The sequence below is a fragment of the Streptomyces sp. NPDC001902 genome, from assembly GCF_042891295.1.
In the GTDB taxonomy this organism is placed as follows: domain Bacteria; phylum Actinomycetota; class Actinomycetes; order Streptomycetales; family Streptomycetaceae; genus Actinacidiphila.
Map to the genome: position 1 here is coordinate 261,909 of NZ_JBIATA010000001.1, position 18,292 is coordinate 280,200.

At 73.8% G+C, this 18,292-nt stretch carries 15 protein-coding genes, 1 pseudogene and 1 riboswitch; of the genes and pseudogenes, 10 read left to right on the forward strand and 6 right to left on the reverse strand.

Features of this window, described 5'->3' with window-relative positions:
- Nucleotides 1-108: 108 nt before the first annotated feature.
- Nucleotides 109-194: riboswitch (cobalamin riboswitch) on the forward strand.
- Nucleotides 195-246: 52 nt separating this feature from the next.
- Nucleotides 247-3,858: a cobaltochelatase subunit CobN gene (gene cobN / locus ACFYYN_RS01245; RefSeq protein WP_500544247.1), complete on the forward strand. Its 3,612-nt coding sequence runs from the start codon at nt 247-249 to the stop codon at nt 3,856-3,858.
- Between the two features lie 13 nt (nt 3,859-3,871).
- On the opposite strand, the gene ACFYYN_RS01250 is transcribed toward cobN, so the two are convergent.
- Entirely contained in the window at nt 3,872-4,600 is a 729-nt protein-coding gene (locus tag ACFYYN_RS01250; RefSeq protein ID WP_500359146.1) for a DUF4142 domain-containing protein, read from the reverse strand.
- Nucleotides 4,601-4,838: 238 nt separating this feature from the next.
- Here ACFYYN_RS01250 and ACFYYN_RS01255 point away from each other — a divergent pair, with 238 nt between their 5' ends.
- From ACFYYN_RS01255 to ACFYYN_RS01270, 4 genes are all read left to right on the forward strand, one after another.
- On the forward strand, nt 4,839-5,303 hold the full coding sequence (locus tag ACFYYN_RS01255; RefSeq protein WP_500544248.1) for a DUF4442 domain-containing protein: 465 nt from the start codon (nt 4,839-4,841) through the stop codon (nt 5,301-5,303).
- A gap of 115 nt (nt 5,304-5,418) precedes the next feature.
- On the forward strand, nt 5,419-6,948 hold the full coding sequence (locus ACFYYN_RS01260) for a PstS family phosphate ABC transporter substrate-binding protein (RefSeq protein WP_500544249.1): 1,530 nt from the start codon (nt 5,419-5,421) through the stop codon (nt 6,946-6,948).
- A gap of 168 nt (nt 6,949-7,116) precedes the next feature.
- Nucleotides 7,117-8,013: a polyphosphate kinase 2 gene (gene ppk2 / locus ACFYYN_RS01265; RefSeq protein WP_500322474.1), complete on the forward strand. Its 897-nt coding sequence runs from the start codon at nt 7,117-7,119 to the stop codon at nt 8,011-8,013.
- A gap of 231 nt (nt 8,014-8,244) precedes the next feature.
- Nucleotides 8,245-8,943: a cyclase family protein gene (locus tag ACFYYN_RS01270; protein WP_500544250.1), complete on the forward strand. Its 699-nt coding sequence runs from the start codon at nt 8,245-8,247 to the stop codon at nt 8,941-8,943.
- Nucleotides 8,944-9,029: 86 nt separating this feature from the next.
- Here the strand turns inward: ACFYYN_RS01270 and ACFYYN_RS01275 are convergent, their stop codons facing one another.
- The 3 genes and pseudogenes from ACFYYN_RS01275 to ACFYYN_RS01285 all read right to left on the reverse strand — a co-directional run.
- Entirely contained in the window at nt 9,030-10,706 is a 1,677-nt protein-coding gene (locus ACFYYN_RS01275) for an Ig-like domain repeat protein (RefSeq protein ID WP_500544251.1), read from the reverse strand.
- A gap of 256 nt (nt 10,707-10,962) precedes the next feature.
- Entirely contained in the window at nt 10,963-11,436 is a 474-nt protein-coding gene (locus tag ACFYYN_RS01280) for a hypothetical protein (RefSeq protein ID WP_500544252.1), read from the reverse strand.
- A 92-nt stretch (nt 11,437-11,528) separates the two neighbouring features.
- Nucleotides 11,529-12,176: pseudogene (locus ACFYYN_RS01285) on the reverse strand (Ig domain-containing protein); the annotation flags it as partial.
- Between the two features lie 65 nt (nt 12,177-12,241).
- On the opposite strand from ACFYYN_RS01285, the gene ACFYYN_RS01290 reads away from it, so the two are divergent.
- The 5 genes from ACFYYN_RS01290 (at nt 12,242) to ACFYYN_RS01310 (ending at nt 16,705) form a co-directional block, all read left to right on the forward strand.
- Nucleotides 12,242-13,048, forward strand: coding sequence for a MerR family transcriptional regulator (locus ACFYYN_RS01290; RefSeq protein WP_500544253.1), 807 nt, complete (start codon nt 12,242-12,244; stop codon nt 13,046-13,048).
- The gene (locus ACFYYN_RS01295; RefSeq protein ID WP_500544254.1) at nt 13,045-13,920 is read left to right on the forward strand and encodes a hypothetical protein; all 876 of its coding nucleotides are present in this window, start codon (nt 13,045-13,047) and stop codon (nt 13,918-13,920) included. The genes ACFYYN_RS01290 and ACFYYN_RS01295 overlap by 4 nt, the downstream gene beginning before the upstream one ends.
- 103 nt (nt 13,921-14,023) lie before the next feature.
- Complete coding sequence (locus ACFYYN_RS01300) at nt 14,024-14,902, forward strand: putative protein N(5)-glutamine methyltransferase (protein ID WP_500544255.1); 879 nt, start codon at nt 14,024-14,026, stop codon at nt 14,900-14,902.
- A gap of 355 nt (nt 14,903-15,257) precedes the next feature.
- Nucleotides 15,258-15,719: a transglycosylase SLT domain-containing protein gene (locus ACFYYN_RS01305; RefSeq protein ID WP_499512750.1), complete on the forward strand. Its 462-nt coding sequence runs from the start codon at nt 15,258-15,260 to the stop codon at nt 15,717-15,719.
- A 185-nt stretch (nt 15,720-15,904) separates the two neighbouring features.
- Nucleotides 15,905-16,705 carry a maleylpyruvate isomerase family mycothiol-dependent enzyme gene (locus tag ACFYYN_RS01310; protein ID WP_500544256.1) on the forward strand — a complete coding sequence of 267 codons (801 nt, stop codon included), beginning with the start codon at nt 15,905-15,907 and terminating at the stop codon, nt 16,703-16,705.
- Here the strand turns inward: ACFYYN_RS01310 and ACFYYN_RS01315 are convergent.
- Nucleotides 16,702-17,268: a histidine phosphatase family protein gene (locus ACFYYN_RS01315; protein ID WP_500544257.1), complete on the reverse strand. Its 567-nt coding sequence runs from the start codon at nt 17,266-17,268 to the stop codon at nt 16,702-16,704. The two genes, ACFYYN_RS01310 and ACFYYN_RS01315, sit on opposite strands and share 4 nt — an antisense overlap.
- Before the next feature lie 25 nt (nt 17,269-17,293).
- Nucleotides 17,294-18,238: a GlxA family transcriptional regulator gene (locus ACFYYN_RS01320; RefSeq protein ID WP_500544258.1), complete on the reverse strand. Its 945-nt coding sequence runs from the start codon at nt 18,236-18,238 to the stop codon at nt 17,294-17,296.
- Nucleotides 18,239-18,292: the final 54 nt, after the last annotated feature.

Here is an 18,292-nt window from a genome sequence, read left to right on the forward strand (position 1 = left end):
GGGTACTCGGGGACCTACGGGCCGCGGGGCCCGTGCGAGCGGCCCAGCGCTTACTATGCTGCGCGGGCAGGTCACCCAGCCGCGCCCACGCCATCGACGGCATCAGCGGAGGAAACCGGTGCGATTCCGGTGCGGTCCCGCCACTGTCACCGGGGGCCGGCGCACGAGCGCCGGGCCTCGGGAGCCAGGAACTCCCGCCGTCCTCCACCGGCCCGGGGCGCGGACCCCGAGGAAGGCACGCCTGACGTGATCCTGCTGCTGTCGACCTCCGACACCGACCTGCTCAGCGTCCGCGCCGCGAACGCCGCCGGCGGTGCCGTCCCGTTCCGCTTCGCCAACCCCGCCCGGCTGGGGCCGGAGGACCTGCCCGGCCTCCTCGACGGCGCCGACTTGGTCGTCGTACGGCTCCTCGGTGGACGCCGCGCCTGGGAGGAGGGCCTGGACGCGCTGCTCGCGGGGCCCCGGCCGGTGGTCGTGCTCACCGGTGAACAGGCCCCGGACGCACAGCTGATGGAGCTGTCCACCGTGCCCGTCGGCATCGCGGCCGAGGCCCACGCGTACCTCGCGCACGGCGGCCCGGCCAACCTGGAGCAGCTGGCCCGCTTCCTGTCCGACACGGTGCTGCTCACCGGGCACGGCTTCGAACCCCCCGCCTCCGCCCCCTCCTGGGGCAGGCTGGAGCGCGCCGCGACCGTCACCGACGGCCCGCTGGTCGCCGTCCTCTACTACCGGGCCCACCACATGAGCGGCAACACCGCGTTCGTGGAGGTCCTGTGCACCGCGATCGAGCAGGCCGGCGCCCGGGCGCTCCCGCTGTACGTGGCCTCGTTGCGCGCGCCCGAACCCGAGCTGCTCGACGCCCTGCGCGGTGTGGACGCCGTCGTCACCACCGTGCTGGCGGCCGGCGGCACCCGCCCGGCCGACGCCTCGGCGGGCGGCGACGAGGAGGCCTGGGACGCGGGCGCGCTCGCCTCGCTGGACGTGCCGGTGCTGCAGGCGCTCTGCCTGACCTCGTCCCGCGAGGTGTGGGAGGGCAGCGACGAGGGCCTGTCCCCGATGGACGCCGCGACGCAGGTCGCCGTCCCCGAGTTCGACGGCCGGCTGATCACCGTCCCGTTCTCCTTCAAGGAGGTCGACGAGGACGGCCTGCCCATCTACGCCGCCGACGCCGAGCGCGCCGCCCGCGTCGCGGGCATCGCCGTCCGCCACGCACGGCTCCGGCACATCCCGGTCGCGGAGCGCCGACTGGCGCTCGTGCTGTCCGCGTACCCGACCAAGCACTCCCGGATCGGCAACGCGGTGGGCCTCGACACCCCCGCCAGCGCGGTCGCGCTGCTGCGCCGGCTGCGCGCCGAGGGCTGGGACTTCGGGCCCGGGGAGGAGATCCCGGGCATGGTCTCCGGTGACGGCGACGAGCTGATCCGGGCCCTGATCGACGCGGGCGGCCACGACCAGGAGTGGCTGACCGAGGAGCAGCTGGCCGCCAACCCGGTGCGCATCCCGGCCGCCGACTACCGCCGCTGGTTCGCCGCGCTGCCGCAGGAGCTGCGGGACGCGGTGACGGAGCACTGGGGCCCGCCGCCCGGCTCGATGTTCGTGGACACCAGCGCCGATCCCGAGGGCGACATCGTGCTGGCCGCGCTGCGCCGCGGCAACCTGCTGATCCTCATCCAGCCGCCGCGCGGCTTCGGCGAGAACCCGATCGCGATCTACCACGACCCGGACCTGCCGCCCTCCCACCACTACCTCGCCGCGTACCGCTGGATCGCCACCGCGCAGGCCGACGGCGGCTTCGGCGCCGACGCGATGATCCACCTGGGCAAGCACGGCAACCTGGAGTGGCTGCCCGGCAAGAACGCGGCCCTGTCCGCCGCCTGCGGCCCCGACGCCGCCCTCGGCGACCTCCCGCTGATCTACCCGTTCCTCGTCAACGACCCCGGCGAGGGCACCCAGGCCAAGCGCCGCGCCCACGCCACCCTCGTCGACCACCTGGTCCCGCCGATGGCCCGCGCGGACTCGTACGGTGACATCGCGCGCCTGGAGCAACTGCTCGACGAGCACGCCGCGATCGCCTCCATGGACCCGGCCAAGCTGCCCGCCGTGCGCGCCCAGATCTGGACGCTGATCCAGGCCGCGAAGCTCGACCACGACCTGGGCCTGGAGGACCGGCCGCACGACGCGGAGTTCGACGACTTCCTGCTGCACGTCGACGGCTGGCTCTGCGAGATCAAGGACGCCCAGATCCGCGACGGCCTGCACGTGCTGGGCCAGGCGCCCACCGGCGCCGCGCGCGTCAACCTGGTGCTGGCGATCCTGCGTGCCCGGCAGATCTGGGGCGGCACCACCGCGCTGCCGGGGCTGCGGGAGGCCCTGGGCCTCGACGAGTCCGCGGCCACCCGCGTGACCGCGGACGCGGCCGAGGAGCAGGCCCGCGCGCTGGTGCAGGCCATGGAGGACGCGGACTGGGCGCCGGAAGCCGTCGCCGAGACCGCCAAGGGCCTGCCAGAGGACGTGGCCCGCGTGCTGGAGTTCGCCGCCCGGCAGGTCGTGCCGCGGCTGGCCCGTACGACGGACGAGACCGATGCCGTCGTGCACGCCCTGAACGGCGGTTTCGTGCCCGCCGGCCCGTCCGGCTCGCCGCTGCGCGGCCTGGTCAACGTGCTGCCGACCGGCCGCAACTTCTACTCCGTCGACCCCAAGGCCGTGCCCAGCAGGCTCGCCTGGGAGACCGGCCAGGCCCTCGCGGACTCCCTCCTCGCCCGCTACCGCGAGGACAACGGCGGCACCTGGCCGGAGTCGGTGGGCCTGTCGCTGTGGGGCACCAGCGCGATGCGCACCGCGGGCGACGACGTCGCCGAGGCGCTGGCGCTGCTCGGCGTGCGGCCGGTGTGGGACGACGCGTCCCGCCGTGTCACCGGCGTCGAGGCCGTTCCCGCGCAGGAGCTGGGCCGCCCGCGCGTCGACGTCACCCTGCGCATCAGCGGCTTCTTCCGGGACGCGTTCCCGCACGTCGTGGGCCTGCTGGACGACGCGGTACGGCTGGCCGCGGGCCTGGACGAGCCGGACGAGGTCAACTTCGTGCGCGCCCACACCCGCGCCGACCTCGCCGCGCACGGCGACGAACGGCGCGCCACCACCCGCATCTTCGGCTCCCGGCCGGGGACGTACGGGGCGGGTCTGCTGCAGCTGATCGACAGCCGCGACTGGCGCAGCGACGCCGACCTCGCCGAGGTCTACACGGTCTGGGGCGGCTACGCCTACGGGCGCGGCCTCGACGGGCGCCCGGCCCGCGAGGAGATGGAGACCGCCTACCGGCGGATCGCGGTGGCCGCGAAGAACACCGACACCCGCGAGCACGACATCGCCGACTCCGACGACTACTACCAGTACCACGGCGGCATGGTCGCCACCGTCCGCGCGCTGACCGGCCGTTCCCCCGAGGCGTACATCGGCGACTCCACCCGCCCGGAGACGGTGCGCACCCGCTCCCTGGCCGAGGAGACCTCCCGGGTATTCCGCGCCCGGGTCGTCAACCCCCGCTGGATCGAGGCGATGCGGCGGCACGGCTACAAGGGCGCCTTCGAACTGGCCGCCACCGTCGACTACCTCTTCGGCTACGACGCCACGACCGGTGTCGTCGCCGACTGGATGTACGACAAGCTCGCCCGCACCTACGTCCTGGACCCGGAGAACCGCGCCTTCCTCCAGGAGGCCAACCCCTGGGCGCTGTACGGCATGGCGGAGCGGCTGCTGGAGGCGGAGTCGCGCGGCATGTGGGCCGAGCCGGACCCGGAGGTCGTCGAGCAGTTGCGGCAGGCCTTCCTGGAGACCGAGGGCGACCTGGAGGGCGGGGAGTAGGGCGCCGCGGGCGTCACCCGACGGTCGGCGCCGCCGAGGCCGGGGGCGGCGCGGCCGAGGGGTTGACGATGAGCGTCGGCTCGCCCGGGACGGGTGTCGGCGCGATCAGGTCCTTGGGGTCCGTGGTCGGACTGGCGGTGGTCTGCGCGACGATCGTCGGGAAGTCCACCAGCCCGGTCCGCTCCATGACGGTGATGTGGTCCAGCACGGTGTCGTTGGCCTGGTCGGCCAGCTGCCGTACGAGGCTGTTCATGGTCGTGGAGCGGACCTTGGCGATCGTGTTGAAGATCTGGCCGTGGGTCAGCCGCAGGATGTTGGCGAGCTTGCTGTCGAAGTCGCCCCCGGAGGCGGAGGACAGGGTGCCGAGGAAGCCCATCTGCTGCGGCGTGGGCTGGTTGGGCAGCGGTATGCCGAGCTGCGCGGCCACCGTGCGGTCGGCGCTGTCCAGTGCGGTGTGCCCGTCGATGAGGTGCCGCCCGGCGGTCTTGACCGCCTGGGTGGTGCCCTTCTGCTCCGCCATCTGCCCGGCGGGGAACTCCCACAGCCCGGCGAGCCGCACCTTGACGACGAATTCCCGGTCGAGGGGGGTCAGCGGCCCGTACGGGGTGGTCACCGCCTGCGCCTCGGGGGAGGACGCCGCGACGTTCGCCCCGGACATCGCCGGGTACACGAGCGCGGCGATCGTGCACACCAGCGCTCCGGCGACCAGGGCGGTCCCCGCCGTGAACCGGTTGGCCTTCATCGCGCCTCCTGGGTGGGTCGGGATCCGTACGCGCCTCCGGACGGTAGGGCCCGTCGCGGCGCGGTGGTACTCCTGCGCGATTTCCCTGAGCGCGGGCTGTGGTTGTTGGTACGGTGCAAACTTTCGCCTGTGCAACGGAAAGTGTCCGGGGCGGCGCAGGGCATGTCTCCCCCCGGTCTTGGGCGGGGCGACGGCCCCCCGTAACGCGGACGTCGGCCGGGAGCGCGAGCCTGGGCGCATGGACGCCACCGCGCTGGCACGTTCCCTGCTGGAACCGGTACCGGCCCATCGGACCGCGGGGATCCAGGTGCTGCGGGCCGAGGACTGCGCCGCCGAGGTGGCGCTGGACACCCCGCACGGGCTGACCAACGTGATCGGCAGCCTGCACTCCAGCAGGCTGATCGCCCTGCTCGACGCGGCGGGTCTGGCCGCGGTGATCGCCGCGGTCGAGGGCCCGGGGGAGTTCGACGGCGTGGTGCCGCTCGGGGCCGCGGCGACGGTGGAGTTCCTCGCTCCGGCACGCGGCCGGCTGGTGGCCTCCTGCGCGCTGGACGAGTCCGCGCGGCGCACGCTGCGGGGCGTGCTGTCCGGGGACGGCGACCGGGCACGGCTGGCGACGGTCGCGGAGATCAGGGACGCGACGGGCGCCGTGGTGTGCCGCGGAGGCTTCGACTGGAGCGTCCGCCGGGTCCGCCGCGCCTGACCGGGAAACACCCGGCGAACATCCGACGGCGGGACGGGGAAGGCGCCGCCGGGGCCCAGGCGGCGCCGTACGGTGACCGCACTGCAGGAGAGATCACCGGGGAGCGGGGCGAGAGGTGGGCGACTGGCTGAGCGCCGACAACGTGGTGGCGGTGCTGACCGCGCTGCTCGGTCTGGTGGTCTCCGTCGGCGTGGTCTGGTACGAGCGCCGCGTCCCGCGCCGGCGGCGCATCGGCTACCGCGTCCAGATGGACACCCCCATCGGCAGCGACGACCCCGACGGCGGGGGCGGCGGCCGCAGCGTACGGCTCGGGCTCTTCAACGACCTCCCCGACATGTCGGACGCCACGCTGGTCCTGATCCGGGTCGAGAACGACGGCGGCGAGGCCGTCACCGACACCGACTACACCAACCGCGACCCGGACCGGGCGCTCACCGTCGTCTTCGCCGGCCGCACGGTACGCGGCGTGGCCGTCACCGAGGCCGATGCCGGGCCGCTGATGGACCACTTCGCCCCCGCGGGGGACACCGGCGGCGTACGGCACCAGGGCAACGTGATCCACCTGCCCCGGGTCCCCCTCAACCGGGGCCAGCACTTCAAGCTGCTCGTGCTGCTCACCGGCGGGCACGTCGGCGGCGGCGTCCGGGTCACCGGCGGCGTCCGCGACGGCGTGGTGGTCCCCAACAAGGCCATGCCGGTGGACGCCAAGCCGCCGCTGTTCAGCCGGGCCGCCCGGTGGATCACCATCCTGCTCACCCTCTGCGTGACCGTCCTGGCCGGCATCATCGTCGTCCGCGAGGACCCGCCGCCGCCCATCGGCTGCGCCGCAGGACGGCTCACCGTCACCGGCTCCACGGCCTTCGCCCCGGTCATGGACGAACTCGCCCGCCGCTACGCCGGGGACTGCCCCGACGCGAGGATCACGGTCGACGCGCACGGCAGCAACGAGGGCGTCCGCGAACTCGCCGACACCGGGGCCTCCGGCGTCGTCGCCCTCTCCGACGGCCCCAAACCGGACGGCGAGCCGCGCCTGGAGGAGAACCGCGTCGCCGTCTCCGCCTTCGCGCTGGTCGTCAACGACGACGTCCCGGTCCGGGACCTGACCGTCGAGCAGATACGGCGCATATACAGCGGGTCCGTCGTCAACTGGAGACAACTGGGCGGCCCCGACCTGCCCGTCCTCCTCGTCAGCCGCAACGCCGACTCCGGCACGCGCGACCTGTTCCGCCGCCACATCCTCGGCGGCCACGGCGAGCCCGCCTTCACCTCGCGCGACTGCCGCACCCGCAACTCCCCCGACGACAAGGCCATCCGCTGCGAGCTGGACAGCACGGAACAGGTCCTCAAGACCGTCGCCCGCCTCCCCGGCGCCATCGGCTACGGCGAGCTGCGCGCCGCCACGGCCTCCCAGGGCCTGCACACCCTGAGCATCAACGGCCGCACCCCCACCCCGGCCGCCATCGGCGACAGCAGCTACCCCTTCACGGAGATCGAGTACGCCTACACCTACGACCGCCCCGCCACGGGCTCGCTCGCCGCGAGCTTCCTCACCTACATGATCCGAGGCGCCGGCCAGGACGTCGTCAAGTCCCACGGCCACCTCCCCTGCTACAGCCCCGAAGGCCTGGAACGCTGCCGCCGCTGACCCCCGCGCCCCCGCCCCCGGCTCACCTGCGCCGAGGACGGGGGCACGGGAGGTGTACCGGTGTACGTCATGCGGGGTTCGCCGGGGCGTGGGGCGGGGTGGCGGGGGGCAGCGTTACGGTGGGAAAGGCGTACGCCCGTTCCCGCGGACCCGGAGGTGAGAGGCGGCATGACGACGCTCCCGCACCCCGCGGACCTGGATCTGCTCGCCGGGATGCAGGTCGACTACACCGACCAGGACGACCCCGTGCTGATCCGGCCGGACGGCAGCCCGGTCGAGACGTGGCGCGAGAACTACCCGTACGACTTCCGCATGGAGCGCAAGGAGTACGAGTGGCACAAGCGGCTCCAGCAGATAGAGCTGCTGAAGCTGCAGAGCTGGATCAAGGAGACCGGCCGACGGCTGGTGATCGTCTTCGAGGGGCGCGACGCGGCCGGCAAGGGCGGGACGATCAAGCGGTTCACCGAGCACCTGAACCCGCGCGGGGCGCGGGTGGTGGCGCTGGAGAAGCCGACCGAGCGCGAGCGCGGGCAGTGGTACTTCCAGCGGTACGTGGAGCACCTGCCGACCGCGGGCGAGATCGTGCTCTTCGACCGGTCCTGGTACAACCGGGCCGGCGTGGAGCGGGTCATGGGCTTCTGCACGGAGGACGAGTACCAGCGGTTCATGCGGCAGGCGCCCGCCTTCGAGCGGATGCTCGTGGACGACGGCATCGACCTGGTGAAGTTCTGGTTCTCCGTGTCGCGCGACGAGCAGCGGACCCGCTTCACGATCCGCCAGGTCGACCCGGTGCGGCAGTGGAAGCTGAGCCCGATGGACCTGGCCTCCTTGGACCGGTGGGACGACTACACCGAGGCCAAGGTCACGATGTTCCGGGAGACCGACACCGAGCAGGCGCCCTGGACGGTGGTGAAGAGCAACGACAAGAAGCGGGCCCGTGTGGAGGCGATGCGCGCCGTGCTGGGCCGCTTCGACTACGGCGACAAGGACGAGGAGGTCGTGGGCGTGCCCGACCCGAGGATCGTCGGTGCCGCCGCGAACCTGCTCGAGGCCGGCGAGGCCTGAGCCTTCGCCCCCGGCGCGGGCGTGGTGGATGATCCGTCCATTCCCGGCCGGCGGCCCGCGCGCCGGGACCACCGTCCACATCCAGCCCTGAACCTGGGATGATCCCCTGCGCCCACCCACCCCCGCGCGACCCCAGGAGCCCGCTTTGGCCGACACCCCCACCCCCGTGCCGCCGATCACCGGGCCCGGTGCGGACGACGCGGACCGGGCCGTCCTGGCCGGAGCGGAGGCATGAGCGTGGCGGCCGGTGGCCCGGGGTGGGTGGACCTGTCCGTGCCCGTGGTGACCGGCATGCCGGTGTACCCCGGCGACCCCGATGTCGAGGTCGCTCCCGCCCTGCGGGCCGCCGAGGACGGGGTGAACGTGCTGCGGCTGCACCTGGGCTCCCAGTCCGGCACGCACGTCGACGCCCCCTTCCACGTGGACGACGCCTGGCCCGCCCTGGACGAGCTGCCGCTGGACCGCTTCGCGGGACCGGCCGTCGCCGCCGACGTGCGCGGGCTCGCCCCGAGGGCGGCCGTCACGCCCGGGGCGCTGGCCCCCGCGCTGGCGGCGGCCCGCCCGGGCTCGGTGCTGCTGCTGGCCACCGGCTGGTCCGCCCACTGGGGCACCGGCCACTACGCGGCCCACCCCTGGCTCACCCCGGAGGCGGCGCGGGCGGTGGTGGACGCCGGGATCCGCACGGTGGCCGTCGACGCCCTCAGCGTCGACCCGACGCCCGATCCAGGCGACCCGGACCCGGACTACTCCCTCCCCGCCCACCGCGTGCTGTGCGGGGCGGGCGGGGTCATCGCGGAGAACCTCACCAACCTGGCCCCGGTCCTGGCCGCCCTGGCCGAGGGCCGCGCGGTCGACGTCGCCCTCTTCCCCCTCCGGCTCGCCGCCGCGGACGGCGCCCCGGTCCGCGCCGTCGCCCGCGTCCACGGCTGACCCGCGACGCGGGCGAGGCCGCCCCGGAAACCTCCGGGGCGGCCTCGCCCGTGTGCGTCGTGCCCGTGTGCGTCCGCCGGACGGCGTCACTTGGTGAAGTACAGGTACTTCCACGGGCCGTAGGTGGTGGCGTTCAGGCTGTCGCCCGAGCTGCCCTTGATGTACGAGGAGCGCATGCGGGCCCGGATCCCGGCCTCGCCCGGGGCCCCCAGCTGCACGCGGCACTTGCCGTCGGTCCCCAGCTGGAAGTACTCGGTGCCCGCGGAGTACCAGCGGCCCTGGTAGTAGACCTGCAGCTCGAACCGCTGCGAGCGGCCCGCGTGGTAGGTCATCGACGTCGTGAGCAGCGGGTCGGTGTTCTTGTGGAACCAGTAGTACGTGGTCGAGCCGATCTTGCCCGTCTTGTAGTGATGGGAGACGGACGTGGAGACCTTGACCTGCGTGCCGATCGAACGGGACACCGACTTCGGCGCGTAGGAGAAGTCACCGCCGAACGACGCCCAGAACGTGGTGTTCCGGGTGACCTTGTACGTCACCTTGAAGTCGCCGGAGGAGTTGACCTTGCCGGTCTTGACCAGCTTCTTCGTGCCGTCCGACGCCTTGGCGTAGATCGACAGCACACGGCTCTTGCCGGTCTTGCCGAGGTGACCGGTGACGGTGGCGGTCGAACCGTAGGAGTAGGTCGAGTGGTTGGTCTTGATGCTGACCGAGGTGGCCGCCCGGGAGACCGCGACGCTGTCCTTGCCCAGGGCGGCGACGTGCGTGGCGTCGCCCGCGTAGTGCGCGGAGTAGGTGACGGTGCCGCCGGTGTACGGGGTGTCCGTGAAGCTGAACGTGCCGTTGGACGCCACCGTCTTGGTGCCGAGCGACTTGCCCTTCGGGGTGGTGAGGTCGGTCCGGGTCACCGTGACCTTGGTACCGGCCGGGAAGGGCGCGGAGGCCGTGAGCTTGCCGCCGACCGTGATCTTCGTGGTCCGCTTGGCGGTGGCGGGGGCGTTCACGGTGAGCGTGGTGGCGGCCCGGGTGACGTTGACGGTCCTCTTGGCTGTGGCGGCGGCGTGGGTGGCGTCGCCCGCGTAGCTGACCGTGTAGGTGTTGTTGCCCTGGACGGCGGGGGTGTCCTTGAGCTGGAAGACGTTGTACTCGCCGATCGTCGCGGTACCCAGTGGGGTTCCGGTCCCGCCGTGGCTGTCGGTGCGGGTGATGGTGACCGCGGTACCCGGCGCGTAGTCCTCGGTCGAGCCGAGGGAGCCGCTGATCGTGACCTCCGCGCCGGGCAGGGCCGTCGCCGGGGCGGACACGTTGAGGGTGGTCGAGGCCCGGGCGACGGTGACGGTGGCCGTCGCGCTGGCGGCGGCGTGGGTGGCGTCGCCCGCGTAGGTGACCGTGTAGGTGTTGTTGCCCTGTACGGCCGGGGTGTCCTTGATCTGGAAGGTGCCGTCTTCGGCGACGGCCGCGTTCCCGAGCGCGGTGCCGGTCGTGTCGGTCGGGTCGGTGCGGGTGACGGTGACCTCGGTGCCGGCCGCGAACGGCTCGGTGGAGCCGAGGATGCCGGTGACCGCGACCTCCGCGCCGGGCACCGCCGTGGCGGGGGCGTTGACGGTGAGGGTGGTCGCGGCCTCGGCGACGTTGGCGGTGTCCCCGGCGGTCGCGACGGCGGTGGGGCCGTCGGCCGCGGCCGGCGTCGCCGTGACCCCGAGCAGGGACGCGGTGGCGAGCAGGACGGACAGAGCCGTCCCGCCCGCGAGGTGGCGGGTGCGCAAGCTGGTTCCCCCCAGGCAGGCGTGGGTGGCCGGAGGTCTTCCGGCGAGACGTGGGTGCGCCGCGGGGCGCGGACCCCGTGGCGGGCCCGGCGCGCCTTCGTCGGCGGCAAGAGGGAACGCTACGTCATGCCTCTGACAGCGGGCCACCGCATTGTCGGCCCGCGCCGATCCGTAACCGGCGCTTCGCCCGGCGGTGGGGATACCGTGGCCGATTCGATGCCCGGCTCCGTACAACCTCCTTGGAGGGAGGGCGTGTTCACCGGTCGGCGACCCGCACGGTGACGGTCCACTCCCGCAGTCCCAGGCAGGCCACCTGGTCCGGGGCGGTGGGTGTGGCGCACAGCGGCTGGGTGGCGGTGAGCCGCGCCGTGCCGGGGGCGGTGGCGCGGTAGGCGGCGATGGTGTCGCCGCGGGGGGCGCCGATGCCCGCGTTGGTGGGGGTGAGGGCGCCGCCCTCGCCGGTGACGGGGGACCACGGGCGGTCCGGCGTGCCGTCGAGGGTGACGCGGACGGTGCCGCCCGCGGTGACGCAGACGGTGCGGCCGGTGTCCGCGGCGGTGAGCGCGGCCCCGGCCGCGCAGGCCCCTCCCGAGCCCGCCCCGGAACCGGCGCTGCCGGTGGCGCCCGGGGCGCTGCTCCGGCCGCCGTCCGCGGGGCCGCCGGACTGCGTGCCGCAGCCGGTCAGCAGGAGTGCGGTCGCCGCGAGGACCGCGGCTGTCGTATGACGCATGGATGGCCTCCTTTCCTCTTTGACGTGTTCCAGGCGCAAAAGGGTCCCGGCCGCGTGCCGGCGGCCGGGACCCTTCCCGCGGGAAGGCGGGGTCAGGCCGTGGTCAGGGCGGTGTCGTCGACCACGAAGCCGGTCTGCAGGGAGGAGTCATCGGTGCCGGTGAACTTCAGGGTCACGGTGGAGCCGGCGAAGGAGGACAGGTCGAAGGACTTCTGGGTGTACCCGGTGCCCTTGTCGAGGTTGGACCAGGTCGCCAGGGTGGTGGAGCCGGCGGTCAGGGTCAGCTTGTCGTAGGCGGTGGTGGTGGTCGTCTCGGCGGAGTCGACGTGCAGCCACAAGGTCAGCGTGGCACGGCAGCCGCTCGGCACGCTCACCGTCTGGGAGAGCGTGTCGGTGTGGGTGGAGCCGTAGCCGTCCAGCCAGGCTTTGTACGTGCCGCCGTGGGCGGCCTCACCGATGTCGCTGGTGATGACGCCGCTGGACGCCGTCCACGAGGTGCTGCCGGACTCGAAGCCCGGGTTGCCGAGCAGCTGGGCCGCGGTGCAGGTGCCGCCGCCCGCGGGGGAGACGGTCCAGCCGAAGGAGGCGGAACCGGAGGCGCCGGTGCCGTCGGTGGCGGTCACCGTGGTCTGGTAGGTGCCCGCGGCCGTGGGGGTGCCGGAGATCAGGCCGGTCGAGGCGTTGATGCCGAGCCCCGTGGGTGCCAAAGGTCCGGGGCCGGATTTCCCCAGGGTTTTCCCTGTATGCCCGGCCCGCGCCGTCCGGTCCTTGACCTTGTCGCAGCGTCAAGGTCTCTACTGGGCTCATGCGCATCGGAGAACTCGCCGCCCTCGCCGGGGTCACCACCCGCACCGTGCGGCACTACCACCGCATCGGGCTGCTGCCCGAGCCCGCGCGCCGGGTCAACGGCTACCGCGACTACGGTCTGCGCGACGCCGTCGAGCTCACCCGCATCCGGCGCCTGACGGAGCTCGGCCTCGGCCTCGACGAGGTCAGGGACGTGCTCGCGGACGACGCGGGCAAGGAACTGCACGAGGTGCTGGCGGAGCTCGACGCGGACCTCGCCCGGCAGGAGGAGGCCATCCGGTCGCGGCGGGTCCGCCTCGCCGAACTCCTCGCGCAGGCCGAGGCCGGCGGCGGACTGCCCGCGGAGGCACCGGTCTCCCCGGAACTGGCCGCGCTCTTCGCCGAGATGGCCCGGACCTCGGCGGAGCTGGCCGGGCCCGAGCCCGCGATGGCCGTGAAGGAGCGCGAGTTGCTCGCGCTGCTGGACACGGCGGCCACCCCCGAGGCCCGGGGCTGGCTCACCGGCCTGCTGCGCTCCATGGGCTCCGATCCGGGCGCGATGCGCCGCGCCTACGAGGTGTACGCGCGGATGGACGAACTGGCCGGGGCGGCCGTGGACGACCCCCGGGTCGCGGAGGTGGCCCGGGCGATCGCCGACTCCGTCCCGGACGAGGTCGCCGCCTCGATCGACGCCACCGGTGAGGACGGCACGGCGGAGGGCGGTGCGGAGGGCGGCTTCGCCGCCGCGTTCTTCGACGACCACGCGCCCGCCCAGGCCGAGGCCGTACGGCAGGCGATCCGGCTGCTGCGCGAGCGTGCCCGGTGAGCCGCCGGGGGGCGTGGGCGCTGGGCACCTTGGTGGTGGCCGAGGCGGTGCTCGCCGCGTGCCTGGTGGCGGGCGTGCCGGTGCCGGAGCCGGTGCTCCGGGGCGCGGAACTGTGCATGACCGCCGTGCTGCTGTGGCGGTTGCCGAAGGTGGTCCGGGCGCACCGGGACGCCCGGCGGCGGGGCCTGTCGCGCCGCCGGGCCGCGTGGACCGCCGTGCGGGACACCGTCCCGGTGCCCGCGCGGCGCCTGATGCGCCATGAACTCGCCCTGTCCGTGGGCCTGGTGCGCTGGATCGCGCGCCGTCCGCACGGGGTGGGCGAGGGCGCCGTGGCCGTCCCGTACACCGGGGCGCAGACGGCGACGATGTACGGCTTCCTCTTCGTCTCCGTCGTCGAGACGGTGGTGCTCGCGCTGGTCATCCCCTGGCCAGCGGTGCACGCCGTCACCCTCGTCCTCGACGTCTGGGGCTGCTTCTTCGTCCTGGCCCTGCACGCGGCCTGCGTGGTGCGCCCGCACGTCGTGGGGGCGGACGGCTCGCTGCGGCTGCGGTACGGCGCCCTCGTCGACGTCCGCGTACCCGCCGGGCGCATCGCCGCGGCCCGTGTCGACCGGCGCTTCCCCGACGGACGGCTCGTCACGCTCGCCGGGGACGGCACCGTCGACCTGGTCGTCGGCGGCCAGACCACGGTGACCGTCGAACTGACCGAGCCCGTCACGTTCCTGCGCCCCCTCGGGGTGCCCGCGCAGGCCCGCGTCCTGCGCTTCCACGCCGACGACCCGCGCGCCGCCGTGGCGGCCCTGGGGGTGGGCGCGGTACCGGGGGCTCGGGTAACGTTGCCGTTCCCAGCAGCGGACGTACCGAGGAGGTGAGACCCATTACCGCCATGTCAGGTTGGGTGCTCTCCCCCTGCGGCCCCGCGGTCCGGACGACCTAGGCCGTCGAGAGCGCCCCGCGGCGCCCCGAAAGGCCCCCATGTCCTCCGCTTCACCCGCTCCTTCCGGCTCGTCTCCTTCTCATCCTGCTTCCGTCGGCGCCTCCTCTTCCGCCCTTCCGTCCCCCGCGTCGCTCGCGCCGGTCGTGTCCGTGCTCCGGGCGGCCGGCTGCGTGTTCGCCGAGGACGAGGCCCGGCTGCTCGTCTCCGCCGCCCGGACACCCGACGAGCTCGCCGCCCTGGTGGAGCGCCGGGTGGCCGGCCTCCCGCTCGAACACGTGCTGGGCTGGGCCGAGTTCTGCGGCCTGCGGATCGCCGTCGGGCCGGGGGTCTTCGTCCCGCGCCGCCGTACGGAGTTCCTCGCCCGCGAGGCCGTCGCGCTCGGGCGCGCGCTGGGCCGGCCCGGCGCCGTCGTCGTCGACCTGTGCTGCGGCTCCGGCGCGGTGGGCGCCGTCCTGGCCGCCACGCTCGACCGGCCCGTGCTGCACGCGGTCGACATCGACCCGGCGGCGGTCGCCTGCGCCCGCCGCAACCTCGCCGCGGCGGACGGCCGCGTCCACGTCCACGAGGGCGACCTCTACACCCCCCTTCCCGCGGAGCTGCGCGGCCGCGTCGACGTCCTGGTCGCCAACGTGCCCTACGTCCCCAGCGAAGCCGTCGCCCTCCTCCCCCCGGAGGCCCGTGACCACGAGCCCCGCGTCGCCCTCGACGGCGGGGCCGACGGCCTCGACGTCCTCCGCCGGGTCGCGGCCGCGGCGCCCGCGTGGCTCGCGCCGGGCGGCCGCCTCCTCTTCGAGACCGGTGAGGAGCAGGCCCCGGACGCCGTAGCCGCGGTCGCCCAGGCCGGGCTGGAGGCGCGGGTGGCCGTGTCGGAGGAGCTGTACGCGACGGTCGTGATCGCCTCGGCCCCCGTGGTGTAGCCCGCCGGGACCCGCGCCCGTCGGCCGGACCCCGTGCCCGCCCGAAATCCTCGCCGTGGGTGAAACCTCGGTTCCTCCGTGTGAATCAACGCCTTATTGGGTGACGCAGGCCACATGGCCTGCGTCACCCAATGGGCGATTTGTCCGGGTCTGCGTGTGACGTGGCCGATATGACGTGCGCCACTTTCGGGGCCCCTTAGTAGAAGCCGCCCCGGAATCCCCTTCCCGCGCCTGAGCGGCGGGACTTTCGTCCCTGGTCCCACAACTAATCCCGTTAGTAATAGGGGTGCATTGACCCCGGGATTTAAGTCGGCCAACAATTCATGGCGTACCCCACGGAAGAGGAATTACTCGAATGCAGATCTCCGCTATGTCGAAGCTCAACCGCGTCGCCAAGGCCAAGAAGATCTCCCTCGGCTGCGCCGCTGCCGGCGTCGCCGTCGTCGCCGGTGGCGTGGCCATGGCCCCCACCGCCTCCGCCGCCCCCATGGCGCAGTCGGGCTCCGTCAACACGTGGATCAACGAGTCCCTGAAGGTGATGCGTGCCAACGGCATCCCGGGCACGTACAACGGGATCTACAAGAACCTGATGCGTGAGTCCTCCGGCAACCCGAGCGCCATCAACGGCTGGGACTCGAACGCGGCCAAGGGAATTCCCTCGAAGGGTCTGATGCAGGTGATCGACCCGACCTTCAAGGCCTACCACGTCCCCGGTACCTCGTGGAACATCTACGACCCGGTCGCCAACATCACCGCCGCCTGCAACTATGCGGCCCACGTCTACGGCACGATCGACAACGTCAACTCGGCGTACTGATCGCCCGCGCGCGACGCTTTCCGCGCGACGCTTTCCCTGGGGACGCCCCCGGCAGCAATGGCTGCCCGGGGGCTTCCCCCTTTTCGCGTTCCCGGATTCCACGCGCTTTTCCGGGCACGGTTCCGCCCCGGCTTTTCCTCCCCGGACCTGGACAGACGAACCGTGCTGGTCCACGCTGTCCGACCATGACCGTCGCCCCTGACCGCCCGGCCGAGGCCGAGGCCCTGCACGCCGCCGCCGAGGACATAGCCGCCCTGCTCCGCGGGTGCCCGGACACCTCGGTGCCGATCCCCGGTGCCGAGTGGACGGTCGGGGAGGCCGCGGCGCACCTGGTGCTCGCAGGCGAACTCCTGGCCGCCCTGGCCGAGGGTCGCGAGCAGCCGTACGGCGACGGCACCCCCGGCAGCCTCGCCGCCGCGAACGCCGCGTCCCTCGACGCCTTCCCCGAACGCGACGGCGCGATCCTGGCCGACGGGATCGTGCGGCACGCCCGCGCGTTCACCGACGCGGCCGCGACCCGCGCGCCCGGCATGCCGGTGGTCACCCCGCTCGGCCCCATGGACCTGGCCACGCTCGGCTCGTACCTGCTCACCCACATGCTCGGCCACGGCTACGACATCGCGGTCGCCCTGCGCCGTCCCCACATGATCGACCGCGAGCGCGTCGCCCGCTGCATGCCCTTCCTCAAGGCGGCCATGCCCCGGGTCGTCGACGCGCGGGCGGCGGCCGGATTCTCCGCCTGCTACGCGCTGCGCGTCCCGGGGATCACACGCTTCGCCGTGACCTTCACCGACGGTGCGGCCGAGCTCGCGGACGAGCCGCCGCGCCGACCCGACTGCACCATCACCACCGAGCCGGTCACCTTCTTCCTGATCGCGCTCGGTCGCCGGGGCGCCACCGCCGCCATGGCCCGCGGCAAGATCGCCGCCTGGGGCCGCCGCCCCTGGCTCGCCCCCCGCTTCCCCACCCTCTTCACCGCTCCCTAGTCCCGGTCCGGCCCCGGCCAGTCGCCGGGGAGGGTGTACGTCCAGCCCGGCTGCCAGACAAACGGCGCCAGGACGCTCTCCGTCAGGGGGACCCCGCCCAGCAGGCAGGCCAGGGCCCAGCGGTTGGCGGAGTGGGCGATCAGCAGGACGCGCCGGCCGTCCCACTGCCGGGCCAGGTCGTGCAGGAGCGCGTCGGTGGCGGCGAGCACCTGCCGGTAGCTCTGGCCGCCGCCGGGGAACGGCTCGTCGACGCGCCGCAGGCGCTGGTCCGCGACGAGGCGGACCGGGCGTCCGTTCAGCGCGCCGTAGTCGCACTCGCGCAGCCGGGGGTCCTGGTGGACCGGCGGCCGCCCGTCGGGGAAGGCGAGGGCCGCGGTCTCCACGGCACGGTGCAGGTCGGAGGTGTACACCGCCGCGATGTCCTGGCCGCGGCGGCGTTCGCCCAGCTCCCTCGCCTGCCGGCGGCCGCGCTCCGACAGCCGGCCGGGCAGCCGGCCGGTGGCGATGCCCGCCTCGTTGTCGGTGGTCGTGGCGTGCGTCTCGTAGATCAGCTCCACAGCCATCGGGGCCTCCCCGGGGTCGGGTGCGTCAGAGGGTGGCGGTGGCCCGGAAGGTGCGCCGGTAGGCCAGTGGGGAGACGCCGATGGCGGCGTGGAGGTGCTGCCGCAGGGACGTCGCGGTGGCGAAGCCCACCTCGCCGGCGATGCGGTCGACCGGGAGGTCGCTGGACTCCAGCAGGTGCCGGGCCCGGGCGACCCGCTGCTGGATGAGCCACTTGCCCGGGCTCGTGCCGACCTCGTCCCGGAAGCGCCGGGCGAAGGTCCGCAGGCTCATCCGCGCGTGGTCCGCGAGGTCGTTCAGGGTGAGCGGCAGGTCGAGGTGCTCCAGCGCCCACTGCCGGGTCGCCGCGGTGCCGGCGTCCGCGGTCTCCGGCACGGGCTGGTCGATGTACTGCGCCTGGCCGCCGTCCCGCCAGGGCGGCACCACGCAGCAGCGGGCCACGAAGTTGGCCACCGCGCTGCCGTGGTCCTCGCGCACCAGGTGCAGGCAGACGTCCACGCCGGACGCGGCCCCGGCGGAGGTGAGGACGTCGCCGTCGTCGACGAAGAGCACGTCCGCGTCGAGCGCCACACCGGGGAACATCCGCCGGAAGCGTTCGGCCAGCGCCCAGTGGGTGGTGGCGGGGCGGCCGTCGAGGAGACCCGCGGCGGCGAGCGCGAAGGCCGCCGTGCAGATGGAGACGATGCGGGTGCCCGGCCGGATCGTGCCGAGCGCGGCCGCGACCGGGGCGGGGAGCTCGGCGGTGATCCGCGACTGGTCGTACGGCGGGATCACGACGGTGTCGGCGGTGGCCAGCACCTCGGGGCCGTTCTCGACGGCGACCGAGAAGTCGGAGTCCGTGCGCACCGGGCCCCCGTCGACGGTGCAGGTCAGCACCTCGTAGCGGCCCCCGGCGGAGCCGAAGACGCGGTTGGGGATGCCCAGCTCGAAGGGGTAGACGCCGTCAAGGGCGAGGACGACCACACGATGCATGGCACGATCTTATCGGAGGATGGCAATCAGGCCATTTCCCCGCGCCCGCGCGGT